The 16,759-nt window shown below is 42.4% G+C and carries 19 protein-coding genes and 1 tRNA gene; 8 read left to right on the top strand and 12 right to left on the bottom strand.

What is annotated here, in order from left to right; genetic code table 11:
- Positions 1-87: 87 nt before the first annotated feature.
- Entirely contained in the window at positions 88-2,172 is a 2,085-nt protein-coding gene (locus tag ACK4HU_RS17465) for a T9SS type A sorting domain-containing protein (RefSeq protein WP_409808928.1), read from the bottom strand.
- Between the two features lie 93 nt (positions 2,173-2,265).
- Here ACK4HU_RS17465 and murF point away from each other — a divergent pair, with 93 nt between their 5' ends.
- Positions 2,266-3,561, top strand: a complete 1,296-nt coding sequence (gene murF / locus ACK4HU_RS17460) for a UDP-N-acetylmuramoyl-tripeptide--D-alanyl-D-alanine ligase (protein WP_409808926.1) — start codon at positions 2,266-2,268, stop codon at positions 3,559-3,561.
- On the opposite strand, the gene ACK4HU_RS17455 is transcribed toward murF, so the two are convergent.
- Together ACK4HU_RS17455 and ACK4HU_RS17450 are read right to left on the bottom strand one after the other, a co-directional pair.
- Complete coding sequence (locus tag ACK4HU_RS17455) at positions 3,554-3,973, bottom strand: type II toxin-antitoxin system VapC family toxin (RefSeq protein ID WP_409808925.1); 420 nt, start codon at positions 3,971-3,973, stop codon at positions 3,554-3,556. The two genes, murF and ACK4HU_RS17455, sit on opposite strands and share 8 nt — an antisense overlap.
- Positions 3,963-4,229 (bottom strand): DUF6364 family protein, encoded by a 267-nt coding sequence (locus ACK4HU_RS17450; RefSeq protein WP_409808923.1) that lies wholly within the window; start codon positions 4,227-4,229, stop codon positions 3,963-3,965. Before ACK4HU_RS17450 ends, ACK4HU_RS17455 begins: the two co-directional genes overlap by 11 nt.
- A gap of 169 nt (positions 4,230-4,398) precedes the next feature.
- On the opposite strand from ACK4HU_RS17450, the gene ACK4HU_RS17445 reads away from it, so the two are divergent.
- Entirely contained in the window at positions 4,399-5,076 is a 678-nt protein-coding gene (locus tag ACK4HU_RS17445; RefSeq protein WP_409808921.1) for a DUF2461 domain-containing protein, read from the top strand.
- 52 nt (positions 5,077-5,128) lie between these two features.
- Here ACK4HU_RS17445 and ACK4HU_RS17440 read toward each other — a convergent pair whose 3' ends face one another.
- The 6 genes from ACK4HU_RS17440 to ACK4HU_RS17415 all read right to left on the bottom strand — a co-directional run bounded on the left by ACK4HU_RS17440 (position 5,129) and on the right by ACK4HU_RS17415 (position 8,163).
- Positions 5,129-5,944, bottom strand: coding sequence for a Cof-type HAD-IIB family hydrolase (locus tag ACK4HU_RS17440; RefSeq protein WP_409808919.1), 816 nt, complete (start codon positions 5,942-5,944; stop codon positions 5,129-5,131).
- 53 nt (positions 5,945-5,997) lie between these two features.
- On the bottom strand, positions 5,998-6,345 hold the full coding sequence (locus ACK4HU_RS17435; RefSeq protein WP_409808917.1) for a hypothetical protein: 348 nt from the start codon (positions 6,343-6,345) through the stop codon (positions 5,998-6,000).
- A 188-nt stretch (positions 6,346-6,533) separates the two neighbouring features.
- Complete coding sequence (locus ACK4HU_RS17430; RefSeq protein ID WP_409808934.1) at positions 6,534-6,737, bottom strand: GIY-YIG nuclease family protein; 204 nt, start codon at positions 6,735-6,737, stop codon at positions 6,534-6,536.
- A gap of 98 nt (positions 6,738-6,835) precedes the next feature.
- Positions 6,836-6,909 (bottom strand) — tRNA-Ala (locus tag ACK4HU_RS17425).
- Between the two features lie 339 nt (positions 6,910-7,248).
- On the bottom strand, positions 7,249-7,857 hold the full coding sequence (recR, locus tag ACK4HU_RS17420) for a recombination mediator RecR (protein ID WP_409808915.1): 609 nt from the start codon (positions 7,855-7,857) through the stop codon (positions 7,249-7,251).
- Between the two features lie 12 nt (positions 7,858-7,869).
- The gene (locus ACK4HU_RS17415) at positions 7,870-8,163 is read right to left on the bottom strand and encodes an ATP-dependent Clp protease adaptor ClpS (RefSeq protein WP_409808914.1); all 294 of its coding nucleotides are present in this window, start codon (positions 8,161-8,163) and stop codon (positions 7,870-7,872) included.
- A gap of 52 nt (positions 8,164-8,215) precedes the next feature.
- On the opposite strand from ACK4HU_RS17415, the gene ACK4HU_RS17410 reads away from it, so the two are divergent.
- A complete protein-coding gene (locus tag ACK4HU_RS17410) occupies positions 8,216-9,661 on the top strand; it encodes a sodium:solute symporter (protein ID WP_409808912.1) in 1,446 nt (481 codons plus the stop codon).
- Here ACK4HU_RS17410 and ACK4HU_RS17405 read toward each other — a convergent pair.
- Together ACK4HU_RS17405 and ACK4HU_RS17400 are read right to left on the bottom strand one after the other, a co-directional pair.
- Entirely contained in the window at positions 9,658-9,996 is a 339-nt protein-coding gene (locus ACK4HU_RS17405; protein WP_409808910.1) for an MGMT family protein, read from the bottom strand. The genes ACK4HU_RS17410 and ACK4HU_RS17405 overlap by 4 nt on opposite strands.
- Positions 9,977-10,870: a mechanosensitive ion channel family protein gene (locus tag ACK4HU_RS17400; RefSeq protein WP_409808908.1), complete on the bottom strand. Its 894-nt coding sequence runs from the start codon at positions 10,868-10,870 to the stop codon at positions 9,977-9,979. The genes ACK4HU_RS17405 and ACK4HU_RS17400 overlap by 20 nt, the downstream gene beginning before the upstream one ends.
- Before the next feature lie 59 nt (positions 10,871-10,929).
- On the opposite strand from ACK4HU_RS17400, the gene ACK4HU_RS17395 reads away from it, so the two are divergent.
- Genes ACK4HU_RS17395 through ACK4HU_RS17385 form a run of 3 tightly spaced genes read left to right on the top strand, consistent with a single transcriptional unit; the run spans position 10,930 to position 12,542 of the window.
- Positions 10,930-11,607 (top strand): SDR family NAD(P)-dependent oxidoreductase, encoded by a 678-nt coding sequence (locus ACK4HU_RS17395; RefSeq protein ID WP_409808906.1) that lies wholly within the window; start codon positions 10,930-10,932, stop codon positions 11,605-11,607.
- 12 nt (positions 11,608-11,619) lie between these two features.
- Positions 11,620-12,081, top strand: coding sequence for a nuclear transport factor 2 family protein (locus ACK4HU_RS17390; protein WP_409808904.1), 462 nt, complete (start codon positions 11,620-11,622; stop codon positions 12,079-12,081).
- A gap of 5 nt (positions 12,082-12,086) precedes the next feature.
- Positions 12,087-12,542: a hypothetical protein gene (locus tag ACK4HU_RS17385; protein WP_409808902.1), complete on the top strand. Its 456-nt coding sequence runs from the start codon at positions 12,087-12,089 to the stop codon at positions 12,540-12,542.
- A 7-nt stretch (positions 12,543-12,549) separates the two neighbouring features.
- Here the strand turns inward: ACK4HU_RS17385 and ACK4HU_RS17380 are convergent, their stop codons facing one another.
- Positions 12,550-12,972 carry an META domain-containing protein gene (locus ACK4HU_RS17380; RefSeq protein WP_409808900.1) on the bottom strand — a complete coding sequence of 141 codons (423 nt, stop codon included), beginning with the start codon at positions 12,970-12,972 and terminating at the stop codon, positions 12,550-12,552.
- Positions 12,973-13,373: 401 nt separating this feature from the next.
- Here ACK4HU_RS17380 and thrA point away from each other — a divergent pair, with 401 nt between their 5' ends.
- Positions 13,374-15,824, top strand: coding sequence for a bifunctional aspartate kinase/homoserine dehydrogenase I (thrA, locus tag ACK4HU_RS17375; RefSeq protein WP_409808898.1), 2,451 nt, complete (start codon positions 13,374-13,376; stop codon positions 15,822-15,824).
- Positions 15,824-16,759 (top strand): homoserine kinase, encoded by a 936-nt coding sequence (locus tag ACK4HU_RS17370; protein ID WP_409808897.1) that lies wholly within the window; start codon positions 15,824-15,826, stop codon positions 16,757-16,759. Before thrA ends, ACK4HU_RS17370 begins: the two co-directional genes overlap by 1 nt.

The following is a 16,759-nucleotide window of genomic DNA, read 5'->3' as shown; positions in this document are numbered from 1 at the left end:
ATGCGGGAAAACCGCACGTACGGATTGAAGAGGGGGTACGTCAGGGATTCTCTTCCCTGACGACTCTACTCTACTGAGAAATAGAAATCACCTCACCAGTATTTTCTTCACCACCACTTTCCGATCCTCCGTTTCCAGTTGCAAGAAGTAAATGCCAGGCTGCAGCGTTTGAGCTTGGATTTCTATTTCCCGATTTGCTGGTATAGTTATTTCTTCCAGTAAAACCTGTCCCAAAGAGGTGACCAATCTGGCTTTCGCCGTTATATTCGAAATGACCTTGAACGGTCCTGAGGTCGGATTGGGATAGATTTTGACTAACAGATCTCTTTCATTTGTCTCTTCTGTTTTTACGGAACTTAAATATGTAATTCCCCCTCCACGGCTTCCCAAGATCAGATCGACTTGATCATCAAAACCCGGATTGACAACCGAAATCCAGGTATTTCTTCCTAAGCGGAATGGCAGATTTTGATCCCCGATTTTCACCAACACTTCTTCCCGAACGTCTGAGTTTATCATGTCCTTGATCAGAAAAATTCTTCCTGTCTGATCCACTGCATACAGATCCGGTTTCTCCTGAATTCGTACAGCCACACTGAGATTTCGATTGGCAGGATTGTCTTGGTATCCGAGGAAATTGGCTGTTTTAAGCGTAGCAGATCCAGTTTCCAAATCCACTTCATACAAAGTCAAACTGCCATTTTGCGAAGCGACGAGAAAATGATCTTTCCCTTGATATGGAAAAAAGCTCAACTGATCACCCACCCTCAACGTCAAGCCCGAAAGTGGAAAATCCGTCCAGTTTGACCCTTGTCCCCGAAGTAAAACCTGCGAAGGAACTCCATTGGTGTTTCGCACACCGGATGCCAGCAAGTAAGATTGATTTTTTACACTTCCGTATTCGATGAGTTGAAGATCGAGGAGATTCAAAGCTGAAAGCTCAAGATAATTCGAATTGAGCAACTCAAATTGATTTCCCGAATAGCTGAGTCGATAGGCTTGGCCCATGATATTTTCTCCATTTTTCGCATTGGCTGTTAGCCAAAGTTCGCCTGCAAAGACATTTCCTTTGAAATAGGGCCGGGCATTTTCTCCCAAATCGAAAAGTTGATCCTGGAGTATTGGGCTGACAGTTCCGTTACCTTTCTCCTGCTTCACTACCGAATTAGCAAAGTCAATTCGAAAAGGAGCGGAAGTTTCATTGGTATTCAAGCTGATCACAAGATCTTCTTCGATCAACTGCCCCACATGATATCTAGGAAAATTGGGTAAAGCTCCATATCCGGGAACTTGAGTTGAAAAAGATGTAAAAAGAGGACTATCTGATGAACCTTGGTTGGGTAGAAAGTAGAGGGAGTTGCATTCGTCTCGACCTATCAGCAAATCGGGTATACCATCGCCTGTAAAATCCCGATATAGGATGCTATGCCCTCCGGCATGCTGGATCCGTGCATTTTCGTTAGCATCGAGCCGGAAATTAATTGGTCGGCCGTCACATCTCACTCCTAAAGAAATGGTATCACACCCACAAAAGACCATATTTCCCCAAAAATCTACAGGGAAGGCGAATCCATCGATGTCGGGAGTTCCTTTTCTCTCCACGGAAGTATTGCGGAAGAATTCCAAGAAATCACCTTGGGCAAAATTGAAAATCACCAAATCCAAATCTCCGTCCCCGTCAATATCCTGAAGGAGAGGCGTGTCTAGGTTGTTGACAGGGATGTTGCCAGATCCATCAAGTCTAAGGAAGTTTTGTGCCAAAGTCCAGGAAATCTGAGTGCCTTGGGAAGTATTGCGATAAGCACGAATTCCGAGTGGGGTGGAGGTGAAGAGATCCTTTTTTCCATCCCGATCAAAATCCGCCAAGACCAAAAACCCGCTGATATCCGATGGGAAAAAATAGCTGAGCTCGGGCCGGAAAGAGAAGTTTTCTTCCTTTTTCTCAAAAACTTGAAGGGCTCGAGAGTTGATATCCCAAATCACCCATTCTTCGACCCCGTCTCCAGTCAAGTCAATGGTCTGGATTTGAGCGGAATTAATCCCTTGAGAAAAGGAGATGGGTACGTTTTGACCGTTGACTGAAATGGATTTTTCCTTATCAAATTCAAAAACGGTCTGAGGGAATACTTTAAAGCTAATCAGGGCGAAAAGTATAAGAATTGATTTTTGCATGAAGAGGTAAAATTCAAACTCTAAAATAAAACGAAAGAGCCCCCTCAAAGATGTGAATCATTGCGTTATTTTGGGCATAAATTTTCCTCAAAAATGAATCTGGACATTCTTTATAGTCTTTTTCTGAAAAGTACCGGAGTGAGCACCGACACCCGCAAAATCGATCCGGGAAACATCTTCTTTGCACTGAAAGGGCCCAATTTCAACGCAAATGAGTTCGCCCCAAAAGCCTTGGAAATGGGTGCTTCATTAGTTGTAATCGATGAGGCCGAATTTTTCGTCGAAGACGATGAGCGCTACTTTATCTGTGAAGATGTATTGACGACGTTACAAAATCTGTCTACATATCACCGAAGGAAATTTAGCATTCCAGTGATCGGATTGACAGGTTCGAATGGGAAAACCACCTCAAAGGAACTTTTGAATGCCGTTTTGAAACAAAAATTTAATACACTGGCCACAATTGGCAACCTAAATAATCACATCGGTGTACCTTTGACCTTGCTTCGGCTCAAAGCTGAGCACGAGATTGCAATCATCGAAATGGGAGCGAATAAGCAGGGCGATATCAAGGAACTCTGTGACATTGCTGAGCCTACTCATGGATTTATTACGAACATCGGCAAAGCGCATCTCGAGGGAATGGGCGGTCCGGAGGGCGTGCTGAAAACCAAAACCGAGCTTTTTCAATTTTTAAGAGAAACTAATGGGGCCGTATTTATCAATTCTCAGGACCCTATCCTTTCCAACATGGCCAAGCGGTTTGAAAAACCAGTGCTTTATCCGGCTCAAGACGATTTCTGCGAGGTGAATTTTCTTGGAGCAGATCCATTTGTGAAGTTTTCGGTGGCGGGAGTAGAAGGTGAGCACCTGACCTCTATGATCGGAGCGTATAATTTTGGAAATATTGCCAATGCACTGACGATCGGGAAGTTTTTTGGAGTGGAGATGGAGAATGCAGTGGCAGGAATTGTCAACTATAAACCCGAAAACATGCGCTCTCAGTTGGTTGAGAAGCGCAGTAACTTGATCATTCTCGATGCTTACAATGCCAATCCATCCAGTATGGAAGTGGCGATCCGAACTTTTGGGCAGATGACCGGAAGAAAGTATAAGATGGTCATCCTAGGTGATATGTTTGAGCTCGGCGAGCATGCTGAGGCCGAGCATCGAAGGCTGGGAGAAATTGTGAGTGAATATCCGATTGACAAGGTTTGCTTTACCGGAAAACTGATAGCTTCAGCACTGGAAAAAGCACCTAAAGCCCTCTATTTCCCAGATCCTTTTTCCTTCCGAAACTGGCTTCAGGACAGTCAATTAGAGGATTATTTGATTTTGATAAAGGGAAGTAGGGGGATGAAGTTGGAGGGATTGGTGAATTTTATTTGAAAGAAGAAAGGAAGATTTCAGGTGAAAAAACAGAAATTTTAGACTTTCTGTAATCTGACAAATTTCTGGTAATGATTCCTTTTATTTCTGGATTTTGAAGGGCGGTAAAATACTGAATGGCATCCTCAAAATCTGAAAAGCCACTTTTGATTGCCGCGTAGATTTCTTTTTCCGTAACCGGAAGGATTTTGCAGAACCTTAATAATTCTGATATCTTTTCAAGGGCAATATCATTTCCGTACTGTTTCCGAAGTAGGTAATGGATATTTGCAACAGTCAGGGAAGAGAAGAAAATCTGAATTTTTTGATTATATCCTTTTTCAAAAATCTCATCAGCAGAGAAATTAAATGGATCCCTATTTAGCAGAAAATCAAGAATCACATCTGAATCAATAAAGAAACTAGAGCCCATATTTTTCCATCAATGCTTTTGTCAGCTCTTCCTTATAATCAAATTCGCCTTCATGCTTAAGGCATCCTTTCAACTTCATAAAGCTTTCTGGAAGCGGTTTTAGTTCACTTTTCTTTGGTTCTTCTTTCTTTTCAAATGTGATATGCTTGAAGTAGTTTTCCACCAAAGAAGATAAACTTTGGCCTTGTCGGGCTGCATATTCCTTGGCTTTTTCGATCACATCTTTTTCGATGGTAAGCGTTAATTTCGTATTCATGACACGTGTAGCTTTTGAGAATTTAACACGTGTAATTTAGCTAAAAAGTTCCCATTCATTACGGTTTTGTGTTTTTGAATTTTAAGACTTGAAACTTCATTACCGTTCAATAAGTTAACCTTTAGAATCCTAGTTAAAGATTTCTAACTTTATCCTTTGACCTTTCCTTATGCGTCCCTACCTCGATTTCCTTTCCGCCTTAGCCCAAAACAACCACAAAGACTGGATGGATGCCAACAAGAAATGGTATCTGGAAACCAAGGAGCGATTTCTGGAAGATGTGGCAGTTTTGCTGAAGGAAATGACAGAACTGGAACCACAGCTTTCAGCTTTCAAACCAAAAGATTGTGTTTTTCGACAAAATCGGGATGTGCGTTTTTCCGCCAATAAAGATCCGTATAAGTCCAACTTCGGAGCTTATTTTTCTCCAGGAGGAAAAAAGTCTCCAGGTCCAGGCTATTACCTTCAGGTCCAACCTGGAAATTCATTTCTGGCAGGTGGGATTTGGATGCCGGAAGCGGATACTTTAAAGAAAATCCGAAAAGAAATTGATTACAGCGGCGCTGAACTGGAGCGAATAGAAAATGACCCAGAGTTCAAGAAGCTTTTTAAAGGAATCGAAGGCGACAAACTCAAAACCAGTCCAAGAGATTATGAAGCCGATCATCCATTCATTGAATACCTCAAGCTGAAAAGTTATACGGTATCACATCCAATATCTGATAAAGCTGTGGAATCTGGCGCTTTTGTCACTTTTGCATTGGATGGTTTCCGAAGGATGAAGCCATTTAATGACTTTTTGACTCACGCGATTGAGGAGGTGGAGGATGGTTCGGGAATCTTGTAAGTCGGAATTATTCAGTATGAAGTCTAAAATTTCAGCTTTCTGACTTCAGCTTTCATCCTTCAATTCTCATCCTTTCCAAGGTAGCGGCCACCCCGTCTTCTTTGTGATGGAGCGTGATTTCCTTGGCCACAGCTTTCACTTCAGGTCTTGCATTGGCTACAGCGACTCCCCAACCCACCTTTTGAATCAGGTCAATATCATTGTAGTTGTCTCCAAAGGCGATGACTTCTTCCATTCCAAAGTCATAGAGATTTTCCAAGACCAGTTTTAATGCAGTTGCTTTGGATATTTTTCGAGGAGCGATCTCGATGTATGTATCCTTGGATCGGTACAAATGCAAATCCGCTGAATATGCGAGGTGCAATTCTCCAAAAAGCCAAGAGATTTCATTCGATTCGCCCATCACCATGACTTTATGAGCTCCCAGATTATCTTTAGCCCATAGGTCCAAAACATCATTTCCACTCATCCAGGTAGGCTCCACTTTGGTGTTTTGGATCTCTCGTTTTGACCAATAGTCTTCCTTGGGCTCGTACCAGTTTTCTCCATGATAAAGGCTGACGTGGATTTCGGTTTTTCGAGTCATTTCCAGGATTTTGGCCACCAGATTTAGAGGGATGTCAACTGAATCCAGAACATCCCCCAATTTATCCAAGACAAATCCGCCATTGTAGGCGATCAATGGCTCATTGGATTTTCCCAAATCTCGAAGCAAATGGCGCATCGCATCGGGCATCCTGGAACTGGCAAGAATTACCGGGAAATCCTTCGGGAATTGGTTGATCACAGATTTCAACCTTGGAGAAAGATCTCGTTCGGAATTGAGTAGTGTTCCGTCGATATCGGAACAGATAGCTTTGAAATTCATTTTATTGTTGGTGTGGGTATTAGAAAAAAGATCAAATGCTGAATGGATTTGCACTAGAAATCTGCCGTGTCAAAGGTGTATTCCTGTATGGCGATATTTTCAGGATTTGAAGGATCAGACAGGATAAATTGAACCGTGATTTTTTGATAGTTGGCAGATTTTGCAAAATCTCGGAGATAGATTTCAGCACATTTTCGAGCTAAAATTTCAGGTTGATATCCTAAGATGGCAGGATCTCCATTTTCCAATTTTAAAAAAATGGTGGATTCAGGAGAATCATCGATGGTTGATTGGCTGAGGTTAACACTCATTCCCTGAAACTTTCCCAAAGCTCTGATTTCCTCGGAAGGCATAAATCCTTTGCCCATAAGGCTTTCCATTCCACTAAAAGCTAAGCGCATTATGTCTTCTGGTTCGCAAGAGCAGGAACAGAGTGAGATTAAAATTGAAAAGAGAAGAAAGGGTCTGGCTATTGGCATATTTTCATTTGTTCTTTGAATTTAACCAATCTCTTAAAAAAATTAAGGCCTTTTGATATTTGGAGGTTCTTTCATATTTCGGAAACCATGCCGCTAGCTAGCGGGAGGCGCTAATCAACGGAGCTTATCAACCATTCAAGGTATTTCCGGCTCTTTTTCTTTTTGATTTCAAGCTCGCGTTTCAATGCAGAAGTTCTGTCAGCTAATTTTTCTGTGTATTTGATTTCCCAAAGTGGAGCACCTGTTTTAGTAGAAGGTGTGGAACCGGAATTGTGGTGTTTTAATCTGCTCTCTAACTTATCGGTTGATCCAATTTAGAATTTGTTCGTTTTGGAGCTGAAAATAATGTAGACGAAGTACATAATCCAAAATAGCTAAAAATTAAAAAAGGCAAGTTAAAAACTTGCCTTAGTGGAGAATATCGGATTCGAACCGATGACCCCTACACTGCCAGCGTAGTGCTCTAGCCAACTGAGCTAATCCCCCTTTTATTCTTTCTCGGATTCGAACCGCTGACCCTCCCGATTGCTATCGGGATGCTCTAGCCAACTGAGCTAATCCCCCTTTTATTCTTTCTCGGATTCGAACCGCTAGCCTGTCCCGAAGAATTTCGGGAACCCTCCCGATTGCTATCGGGATGCTCTAGCCAACTGAGCTAATCCCCCTTTTATTCTTTCTCGGATTCGAACCACTAGCCTGTCCCGAAGAATTTCGGGAACCCTCCCGATTGCTATCGGGATGCTCTAGTCCCGAACACTTTCGGGAAGCTAATCCCCCGATCGGAGTGCAAATATAGAACGCGATTCGTCCCTCGCAAATAAATCTTTACTCTTGCCCATAATTTATCCGAGTCAGGATGCTTCGTCCTAACGTCACCTCGTCGGTAAATTCCAATTCTCCTCCTACAGGAATTCCTCTTGCGATGGAGCTCACTTTGACGCCGGATTCCTTTAATCTTTTGCTTAGGTAAAATGATGTGGTATCGCCTTCCATCGTGGCTGACAGTGCCAAAATAATTTCAGAAACTTCTCCTGTCGTGACCCGAGATAAAAGCGATTCGATTTTTAGTTCTTCCGGTCCAATTCCCTGAATAGGTGAAATCACTCCACCCAAAACATGGTAAAGTCCCTGATATTGGTTGGTGTTTTCGATGGCTAATACATCACGAATATCTTCTACCACGCAGATGATAGATCGATCCCTTCGATGACTTTTGCAGATGCTGCATTCTTCATCATCCGAAATGTTATGGCAAGTCCGGCAATATTGAATTTCCTCCCGCATTTTGGTAATCGCTAAGGCTAAAGCCTCAGTGACAACCTCATTTTGCTTTAATAGATGAAGGGCTAAACGAAGCGCTGTTTTTTTGCCAATGCCAGGGAGACGGGATATTTCCGTGACGGCATCTTCGATTAATTTGGAGGGAAAGTTCAAGAAAGCTAAGAATTAAAGAATGGTTGCCTGAATCCCTGAATCGAGAATTGCTTCACACATCGGCTTAAGCTCTTCCATTGAGCCTTTTTTTACAGCGCACTTTCCTTTGTAATGGATTACAATCGTGCATTGCTCCGCTTGCTCGTGAGAGTGTTTGCAGACTTTCATCAAAATATTGATGACATGCTCGAATGTATTGACGTCATCATTGAAGACCACTAGATCCAATTCCTCTTGGTCCTGCAGTTCTTCCAGGAGAATTTCCGACTCTTCGATGTAGGGGAGGGTTGTGCTTGAATGGTTCATTTTGCAAAATTAAGAATAATAGACAACTTAGCGTGATACCTGACCTTCCTTTATGAATTACCAAGTTGTCCTGATAGTCATTTCGGCTTATTTTCTTGTACTTTTTTTGATCTCTTGGTACACTTCTCGTCAGGTGACTGCTGAAACTTTTTTTACCGGTGACAGGCAATCGCCTTGGTTTTTGGTTGCATTTGGGATGATTGGAGCCTCACTTTCCGGTGTGACTTTTATTTCAGTTCCCGGTGAAATAGGAAATAGTAACTTCTTTTATTTCCAGGTTGTTTTGGGCTATACATTGGGTTATTTCACCATTGCCAAGGTGCTCCTTCCACTTTATTATCGACTTAATTTAGTATCCATTTATTCCTATTTGGAGGATCGATTTGGGTTTTGGTCGTACAAAACTGGTGCCTTCTTCTTTATTCTTTCTCGGGCTTTAGGCTCATCTCTAAGACTTTATCTTGTGGCCAGTGTATTACAGTTAATCCTATTTGACCCTTTAGGAGTTCCATTTTGGGTTTCTGTTTTGATCACAGTGGGATTGATTTGGCTCTACACCCATCGTGGAGGGATAAAAACTGTCGTTTGGACTGATACGCTACAGACGTTTTTTATGCTTGCTACGGTCGTGATCACAATTTATTTTATTGGAAATGAGCTCGGACTCAAAAGCCTCGGGGCTTACATCTCTTCCGTTGCGAAGGATAGTCGCTCAGAGATTTTCAACTGGGATTGGAAAGCAGGTACCAATTTTTTCAAGCAGTTTATTTCTGGAGCATTCATTACCATCGTGATGACTGGACTTGATCAAGATATGATGCAGAAAAATCTAACCTGCAAGAATATCGGTGATGCACAGAAAAATATGTTTTGGTTTACGACCATTTTGGTGATTGTTAACCTTCTTTTCCTTTCCCTTGGTGTGCTTCTTTATTTATATGCCGAAAGCAAAGGCATTCCACTTCCTACAAAATCAGATGAACTTTTCCCACTCCTGGCTACACAGCATTTTTCGGCTTTTGTAGGAATTGTATTTGTCCTGGGAATTACGGCCGCTGCTTATTCCAGTGCAGATTCTACGTTGACAGCTCTGACCACGTCATTTTGCATAGATTTTCTGCAGATCGAGCGAAAATATGCACCTGAAAAAAGGGTCTCCATTCGTAAAAAAGTCCACCTCATTTTTACCGGACTGATGTTTTTTATGATTTTGGGATTCTATTGGCTTAACGATCAAAGCGTCATCAACTCTGTCTTTATCATTGCCGGATACACCTACGGACCTTTGCTTGGGCTCTATTCCTTTGGGCTTTTTACCAAAATGAAAGTCAAAGACCGCTTTGTCCCCTACATTGCTGTGGCTGCTCCGATCATTACTTTCATCATTAGCAAAAATTCAGAGCAGTGGTTCTGGGGCTACAAATTCGGATTTGAGGCATTGATTTTAAATGGGGCTTTTATGTTTTTGGGGCTTTATCTGCTGCGCAAAAAGGACTAAATACCTAGCTCTATTTCAGGGTTCCAAAAGACTTTCTCAAAGTCTTGGACTTGGTCATTTTCTACTTGGACTCCATCTGCTTCCAAAAGTTCCTGCATTCGTGTGGAGGTCTCGAAGTGATGTTTTCCAGTAAGCAATCCTCGTCGATTTACCACTCGCTGAGCAGGCACATCCAGCATAGTATGTGCGGCATTCATGGCGTAACCAACCATACGAGCACCACTTTTTAACCCCAAATAGTGCGCAATTGCCCCATAGCTGGTCACCCGACCTCTAGGAATTTCTCGTACGACCTGATAGACCAAATCGAAGTAGTTAACCTTGTCTGTGCTCATGATTCCAGTTGATCAAAGCTTGATTAATTTCTTTTTTCACGAGGTTTTCGGTTATTTTTTCGCCGGTTTTGATGGGAAATTGAAATCTGACCATGAAAGTTTCGGCTTTTCGTTCAATTACATTCAATTGGGCACCTTCGGTAAATACGATATCCGGATATTTTTTAAGTCGTTCGGTGAGTTTTTCCTCTATGGCATCCATGTGAATTTCATTTTTAGATGAAATCTCGAAATCAAAAATTACCTGATGGGTATTGTTTTTTGAAAAGTTGACTACATCTGAATTTAATGCCATAGAATTGGGGATCAGGATGATTTCTCCTGCATCATTTTTCAATACCATATTTATCAGGGTGATATCACGAATGAAGCCTATATGCCTCCCAACATGAATTTTGTCTCCGACTTCCAATTGATCCGAAAACATCATGATCAAGCCATTGACGATATTGGTGATGTAATCCTTAGTCAAAAGTGCGATAGCCGCTGCCACGATTGTGATACTTGTCAAGAACTCCAAAGGTTTGATGCCGAAAGCCAGCATTAGGCAGATCAATAATGCAAAACTGTTGAGCAAACTTGCGATCCTGTCTATACCAAGCACAAAATTGGGCTGAACTTTTGTTTCCTCACGTTGTCTTAGGTAAATCCGGAGCGTGATAATTCGTCCCAAGGATATGATCAAATTGGCGCTGATCAAAAAAATCAAGGCTCGAATGATGTTGTTGAAAATTGCAAACTTTTCAAGAAAAGGACTTAAAATGGTGTCTCCTTCATAAATAATCTCCAAAATAATTAGCAAGAAAAGCTTAATTACAAAGTTTCTTTTGCGGACATTCTCTTTGGAACGGATACTGCTTTTGAGGTGATTCATATTTCAATCGAAAAATAAAGTCTAATTTTAGCGATTATCGAAACAAATTCAGAGAAGACATGAGCAGAAATATAATAGTTACTGGTGCAGCAGGGGGTCTTGGAAGGGCTGTTGTAGATAAATTCAAGCGGGAAGGTTATCATGTGATTGCTCTGTTAAAACCTAATGAAGACGATCCAGTAGAGGAAGCGGATGACAATTATGAAGTTGACGTCACGGATGAGACAGCTGTTTTAGAGTTTGTCAGGGAGTTTCAGATGCAGTATAATGACTTGGATGCTTTAGCCTTGTTAGTTGGAGGGTTTTCGATGGGGGACATGGAGTCCACTCCGGAAAAAGACATTCAAACCATGTTTCACTTGAATTTTTTCAGTGGATATCACATGGTTCGGGGATTTCTGCCGATTATGAAAAAGCAGCAAAAAGGTACTTTTCTTTTTGTGGGGGCTAGACCTGCAATGGAATTGGATAGCGCAATGGGTACGATTGCTTACTCTTTGAGCAAAAAGTTGGTCTTGACACTTGCAGAAATTCTGGCTCAAGAAGTAAAAGACACACAAATCCGAAGTCATGTTTTTGTGCCAAGCATTATCGATACTGAGGCCAATCGGGAATCAATGCCTGAGGCTGATTTTACGCAGTGGGTAAGTCCTAAAGAAATAGCTGAGGCGATGCATTATGCGGTGAATAACCCAGCATTGCGAAATATGACATTCAAACTTTATGGTGGAGTTTAATTTTGTATAACTATGGTAAATAAGATTCTCTTTTCAGGCCTTTTTTGTATCCTTTTGAGTTTTAATGGATTTGCTCAAACTGAAGAACAAGAAGTAGAGGCCGTGATCAAAAGTCTTTTTGACGGAATGCGCACAAAAAATGCAGATCAAGTCGCTGCGGCTTTTTCAAAAGATGCTCTGATGCAGACAATCATTGCAAAACCCGAAGGAAGTGAAGTTGGAAGTAATCCCGTGGCGGATTTTGTAAAACGAATTGCCACGACCCCTGAGGGCACGAACTTGGATGAACGAATCTTGGATTACCAAATCAAAATAGATGGTACCATGGCATCAGCTTGGACGCCCTATCAGTTTTATGTCAACGGTAATTTCAGTCATTGCGGAGTAAACTCTTTCCAGCTGGTAAAAATGGCAGAAGGCTGGAAAATCGTGTATATAATAGACACTCGAAGAAAAGAACCCTGCGAAAGCTAAAATTTATGAACGAATTCAAATCGAAAGTTTATCAGGCTGCTTTGACGCAACTGAAAGAGAAAGAAGCATTACTCAACCAAGAGCGGAAAAATGTAATTGAGAGCATTCTTGAAGAGGAAAAAAACAGTGCTGGAGACAAATATGAAACCAGTAGGGAAACCATCACCCAAGATCTAAATACCCTGGAAAAGCAAATCAAGCAGGGTAAACTTGATTTGGACGAATTATATAGACTTCAATCGATAAAAGATACACCGGTCTCTGTGCAGGAGGGTGCTTTATTAAAGCTTGGTGCTGATTGGTTTTTGATGGCCGTCAGTATTGGACAAGTTAAGGTAGAGGATACTAAGGTATTTTTGATGAGTAAAAATTCTCCCTTAGGTGAGTTATTGATCGGCAAGAAAAAGAAAGATCAGGTGAACTTCCGAGGAAAAATGCATGTAATCGAAGAGTTGATTTAACTAGACTTTAGTCTTTATTGGGTATAAAGCTCATCAGTTCTGTGGTGCCGTCCAGAAGGGTGAGCTTTTCCTTTTTCACAGTGAAATTTTTCACTCTTTCCAAGGCAGAAATGAATTCGGGTTCTGCAGTTCCCGGGCAAGCCTTTTTGGTCATAGCACCGGGTTCCAGACTAATTTCAGTTCCTTTCAAGGTAAATTCACCTGAGAAATTATTACATCCTGAAAATCCGGCCAATCTTCCTCCCTCTAAGAAATCCAAAGATGGGAGTTCCATCCCAAATTTACTTTTGTCAATTTGATTGCCTGCTAAGGAATAAAGTACCCAATTATTTCTGGTCAAAATACTTACTGAATTCAAGCCTTCGGTACCGACGCATCCACTGCAAAAAAGAAGGAAAAACACAAGAGATAGTATGCGAATTTGTGTCATAGAGTTCAAAATCTAAACTTTCTATAAGTTAGGAAAATAGATCTCATCTCAATTTTTATTCCATTAAGAAATTTTAAAATCCAATTATCAAATGATCAACGTTTTTGATTTAAGGCTGCTGAAAATTTAGAAAAAATGCAAATCTCCATCACTTTGTTTGGTCAAACCGTTTTTTCGCTGTAAGATTGTCAAGTCAATCTTCCAGTCATGGTTCTTGCAGCACATTCTTTTTCATTCTTTTCAGCACTTCCAACAGTGGATATGTGTGCACCTGTATTTTTTACTTTCACCACTGGAATGACTACCATGATTACGGGGTGACCCGTTGTCATCTTTAGTTACTCGCCCCTGAGGCCATTTCGGCCAATCATTTATTTCCAGCATTTATTTCCAGTTTGAACATGAAAATCATCAAGTTTGGAGGTTCTTCCGTAGCGAACTCCGAAAATATCCGAAAGGTATTTGCGATCCTTCAAGACAAGCTCAAGCAGCATGAGATTGCAGTTGTTTTTTCGGCTTTTGGCGGGGTCACAGAGACGCTTTTAACCATCGCACGATTGTCCAGAGAAGGAGATCAGGTCTACCGTGACCTTTTGCAAACTTTGGAGGAAAAGCATCTGGACATCGTTCGTCAGTTGATTGCTGTCCAAAACCAATCCACAGTCATGACCTATGTGAAGGTTCGATTCAAGGAATTGGAGGATCTTTTTCACGGAATCTACCTTATCAAAGAAAATTCAGCTCGCACACTAGACTATGTGGCAAGCTTTGGAGAGCGACTCTCTGCGTTCATTTTGGCAGAAGCCATGGCTGGAAAAGGTATAAAGACGCAATTTGTAGATGCTCGCGATGTCATCCGAACTAATGATCGATTCGGACAAGCGCGCGTGGATTTTGAGGTGACCAATACTCAGGTTAAGGATTATTTTATCAAACACGATGGAGTAAAAGTTATCACTGGCTTCATAGCTTCCACTGCCAAAGGAGAGACTACCACTCTTGGTCGATCAGGTTCTGATTACACAGCAGCGATTTTTGCGGCAGCTTTGGAAGCTCAGGATCTGGAGATTTGGACTGATGTTTCTGGTGTTTTGACTGCTGATCCGAAATTGGTTTACACCGCATTTACCATTCCTCAGCTGAGCTACAATGAAGCCATGGAGCTTTCGCATTTTGGGGCGAAAGTTATTTTCCCTGCTACCATGCAGCCGGCGATGCGGAAAAGTATCCCGATCCACATCAAGAATACCTTTGAACCGGAAAATGCCGGTACGCTCATCAATGGTGAAGTAAGCCACGGTGCCTTGATCAAAGGGATCAGCTCGATGTCCAATATCTCGATCGTCACCGTGCAAGGTGCAGGCTTGATGGAAGGTGGAGCGACTGTGAGCCGAGTTTTCAAAGCTTTGGCGGAAGCCAAAGTGAATATTCTACTGATTTCTCAGGCATCGTCGGAACATAGTCTTTGCTTGGCGATCAAAACCCATGAAGCTTATCAGGGCAAAGAGGCGATCGAAAAAGAGTTTTACTACGAAATCAAATCCGGCGAAATGGATGAAGTGTCCTTGCTTCACGGCTTGGCGACTGTAGCCGTAGTAGGAGAAAATATGAAACAAAACCCAGGCGCATCCGGACGAATGTTCCGAGCTTTGGGAAGAAATAATATCAACGTAGCGGCGATTGCACAGGGAAGTTCGGAATTGAATATCTCTGCCGTAATCCCACAGATTGATTTGCAAAAGGCCTTGAACGCGCTCCATGAGGCTTTTTTCCTTTCCGAAAATAAAGTGCTCCACGTCTTCTTGGTTGGCACAGGACTGATTGGTCAGGCACTGATCAAAATGATCAAGTCGCAGCAGAATAAATTGCTGCGTGCCAATGAATTGGATATCCAAATTCATGGCTTGGCAAATAGTCGATTTATGGCATTCCATGAAGATGGATTTGATCTAAAAAATCCACATCAGCTCAGTGATTCCGATCAAAAAATGGATCTTGACAAATTCATTCAAACCATGGAGGAGATGAACTTCTCCAACTCGGTCTTTGTGGATTGCACTGCAAGTCTGGAAGTGGCAGATACCTATTCCCGAGTCTTGGAAGCGAAAGTTGGGATCGTGACTCCAAACAAAAAGGCAAATTCAGGCTCGATGGATCAGTATCGAGCTTTGAAGCGAATTGCTAAGCGTCGAGGGGTCAACTTCTTATATGAAACCAATGTGGCGGCTGGACTTCCGGTGATTAATACCTTGCAGGATTTAATGCTTTCAGGTGATCGGGTGATCCGAATCGAAGCCGTGCTCAGCGGCTCTATGAACTTCATTTTCTCCGAACTTGAAAACGGAGCACCTTTTTCCGAAGTGGTAAAAGTTGCCAAAGAAAAAGGCTTTACCGAACCCGATCCACGAGATGATCTGAGTGGAATGGACGTCGCTCGGAAAATTTTGATTCTTGGTCGGGAAGCCGAACAGGAATTGGAGTTTGATGATATCACCATCCAAAGTATGGTTCCGGAAGATTGTAAGCAGACTGCTTCAGTGGATGAGTTTTTCGAAAAGCTGAAAAGTCACGATTCCGATTTTGCCAAGCTTTTAGCTGATGCAAAAGCTAAAGGTGAAAGACTTCGATTCATGGCAACATTGGAAGATGGAAAAGCCAAAGTTGGTTTGAAATCCCTGCCAGAATCCCATCCTTTCTCAAGCTTGAAGGGAAGTGACAACATGATCCTGTTGACCACAGAACGTTATCACGATCGCCCGATGATCATCAGAGGACCGGGTGCTGGAGCGGATGTGACCGCTGCGGGTGTGTTTGCAGACGTGATTCGAATCGGTAACTATACTCGGGAATAATGCGATCGGTCAAAGCTTTTGCACCCGCTACAGTCGCCAATGTGTCCTGTGGATTCGATATCCTTGGATTTGCAATTGATGCCATGGGTGATGAGGTGGAAATTCGGCTTAGGGAAGGCCGAGGTCTGAAAGTCGTCACTATCCAAGGAGACGAAGGAAGATTGCCATACGAGGTAGAGAAAAATACCTGTGCCGTTGCCATCCAAGCTATGCTCGATGAGATGGGGAAGGATATTGGAATGGATATTTCTCTGAAAAAAGGCTTGCCTTTAGGTTCGGGAATGGGTTCCAGTGCGGCGAGTGCAGTTGCGGCATTAGTTGCGGCAAATTATTTGCTCGGAGCTCCATTTGAAAAGAAAAACCTACTTCCCTTTGCGATAGCTGCAGAAAAAGCAGCTTGTGGCGCAGGTCATGCGGATAATGTCGCTCCGAGTTTGTTGGGGGGATTTGTTCTGATTCGGGATTATCATCCACTTGATGTAATCAAACTTCACGTGCCGGATGGATTGCATTGCACTTTGTTGCATCCGCATTTCGAACTGAAAACCTCCGATTCTAGATCTGTATTGAGAGACAATGTATCCCTGAAGCATTCCACAATTCAGTCTGGTAATGTAGCGGGATTGATTGCTGGATTGTTTCAGGAAGATTTCGAATTGATCGGAAGATCGCTGCGGGATGTAATCGCCGAACCTTACCGAGCGACCTTGATTCCGGGTTTTTACGAAGTGAAAGAAGCAGTAAAGTCTGCCGGAGCTTTGGGAATGGGGATTTCCGGTTCGGGCCCCACACTTTTCACACTTTCCAAAGGTGCTGAAGCCTCCGAAGCCATCATCAAAGCTGCACAGGAAGTCTATGATTCCATCGGACTTGGAGTCGACGCCTATCATTCAGCGATTAACATCCGAGGCGCCTACGTTCTCGAAGAAAAGTAA

The sequence above is a fragment of the Algoriphagus sp. genome (assembly GCF_046296635.1).
Classification (GTDB): Bacteria; Bacteroidota; Bacteroidia; order Cytophagales; family Cyclobacteriaceae; genus Algoriphagus.
The sequence above is the reverse complement of the archived record's forward strand: the minus strand, read 5'-3'. Positions and strand labels throughout refer to the sequence as shown.

Bases quoted from the DNA above. Each gene is read 5' to 3' on its own strand.
- ACK4HU_RS17465 (WP_409808928.1), bottom strand. From the start codon at position 2,172: ATGCAAAAATCAATTCTTATACTTTTCGCCCTGATTAGCTTTAAAGTA.
- murF (WP_409808926.1), top strand. From the start codon at position 2,266: ATGAATCTGGACATTCTTTATAGTCTTTTTCTGAAAAGTACCGGAGTG.
- ACK4HU_RS17455 (WP_409808925.1), bottom strand. From the start codon at position 3,973: ATGGGCTCTAGTTTCTTTATTGATTCAGATGTGATTCTTGATTTTCTG.
- ACK4HU_RS17450 (WP_409808923.1), bottom strand. From the start codon at position 4,229: ATGAATACGAAATTAACGCTTACCATCGAAAAAGATGTGATCGAAAAA.
- ACK4HU_RS17445 (WP_409808921.1), top strand. From the start codon at position 4,399: ATGCGTCCCTACCTCGATTTCCTTTCCGCCTTAGCCCAAAACAACCAC.
- ACK4HU_RS17440 (WP_409808919.1), bottom strand. From the start codon at position 5,944: ATGAATTTCAAAGCTATCTGTTCCGATATCGACGGAACACTACTCAAT.
- ACK4HU_RS17435 (WP_409808917.1), bottom strand. From the start codon at position 6,345: ATGCGCTTAGCTTTTAGTGGAATGGAAAGCCTTATGGGCAAAGGATTT.
- ACK4HU_RS17415 (WP_409808914.1), bottom strand. From the start codon at position 8,163: ATGAACCATTCAAGCACAACCCTCCCCTACATCGAAGAGTCGGAAATT.
- ACK4HU_RS17410 (WP_409808912.1), top strand. From the start codon at position 8,216: ATGAATTACCAAGTTGTCCTGATAGTCATTTCGGCTTATTTTCTTGTA.
- ACK4HU_RS17405 (WP_409808910.1), bottom strand. From the start codon at position 9,996: ATGAGCACAGACAAGGTTAACTACTTCGATTTGGTCTATCAGGTCGTA.
- ACK4HU_RS17400 (WP_409808908.1), bottom strand. From the start codon at position 10,870: ATGAATCACCTCAAAAGCAGTATCCGTTCCAAAGAGAATGTCCGCAAA.
- ACK4HU_RS17395 (WP_409808906.1), top strand. From the start codon at position 10,930: ATGAGCAGAAATATAATAGTTACTGGTGCAGCAGGGGGTCTTGGAAGG.
- ACK4HU_RS17390 (WP_409808904.1), top strand. From the start codon at position 11,620: ATGGTAAATAAGATTCTCTTTTCAGGCCTTTTTTGTATCCTTTTGAGT.
- ACK4HU_RS17385 (WP_409808902.1), top strand. From the start codon at position 12,087: ATGAACGAATTCAAATCGAAAGTTTATCAGGCTGCTTTGACGCAACTG.
- ACK4HU_RS17380 (WP_409808900.1), bottom strand. From the start codon at position 12,972: ATGACACAAATTCGCATACTATCTCTTGTGTTTTTCCTTCTTTTTTGC.
- thrA (WP_409808898.1), top strand. From the start codon at position 13,374: ATGAAAATCATCAAGTTTGGAGGTTCTTCCGTAGCGAACTCCGAAAAT.
- ACK4HU_RS17370 (WP_409808897.1), top strand. From the start codon at position 15,824: ATGCGATCGGTCAAAGCTTTTGCACCCGCTACAGTCGCCAATGTGTCC.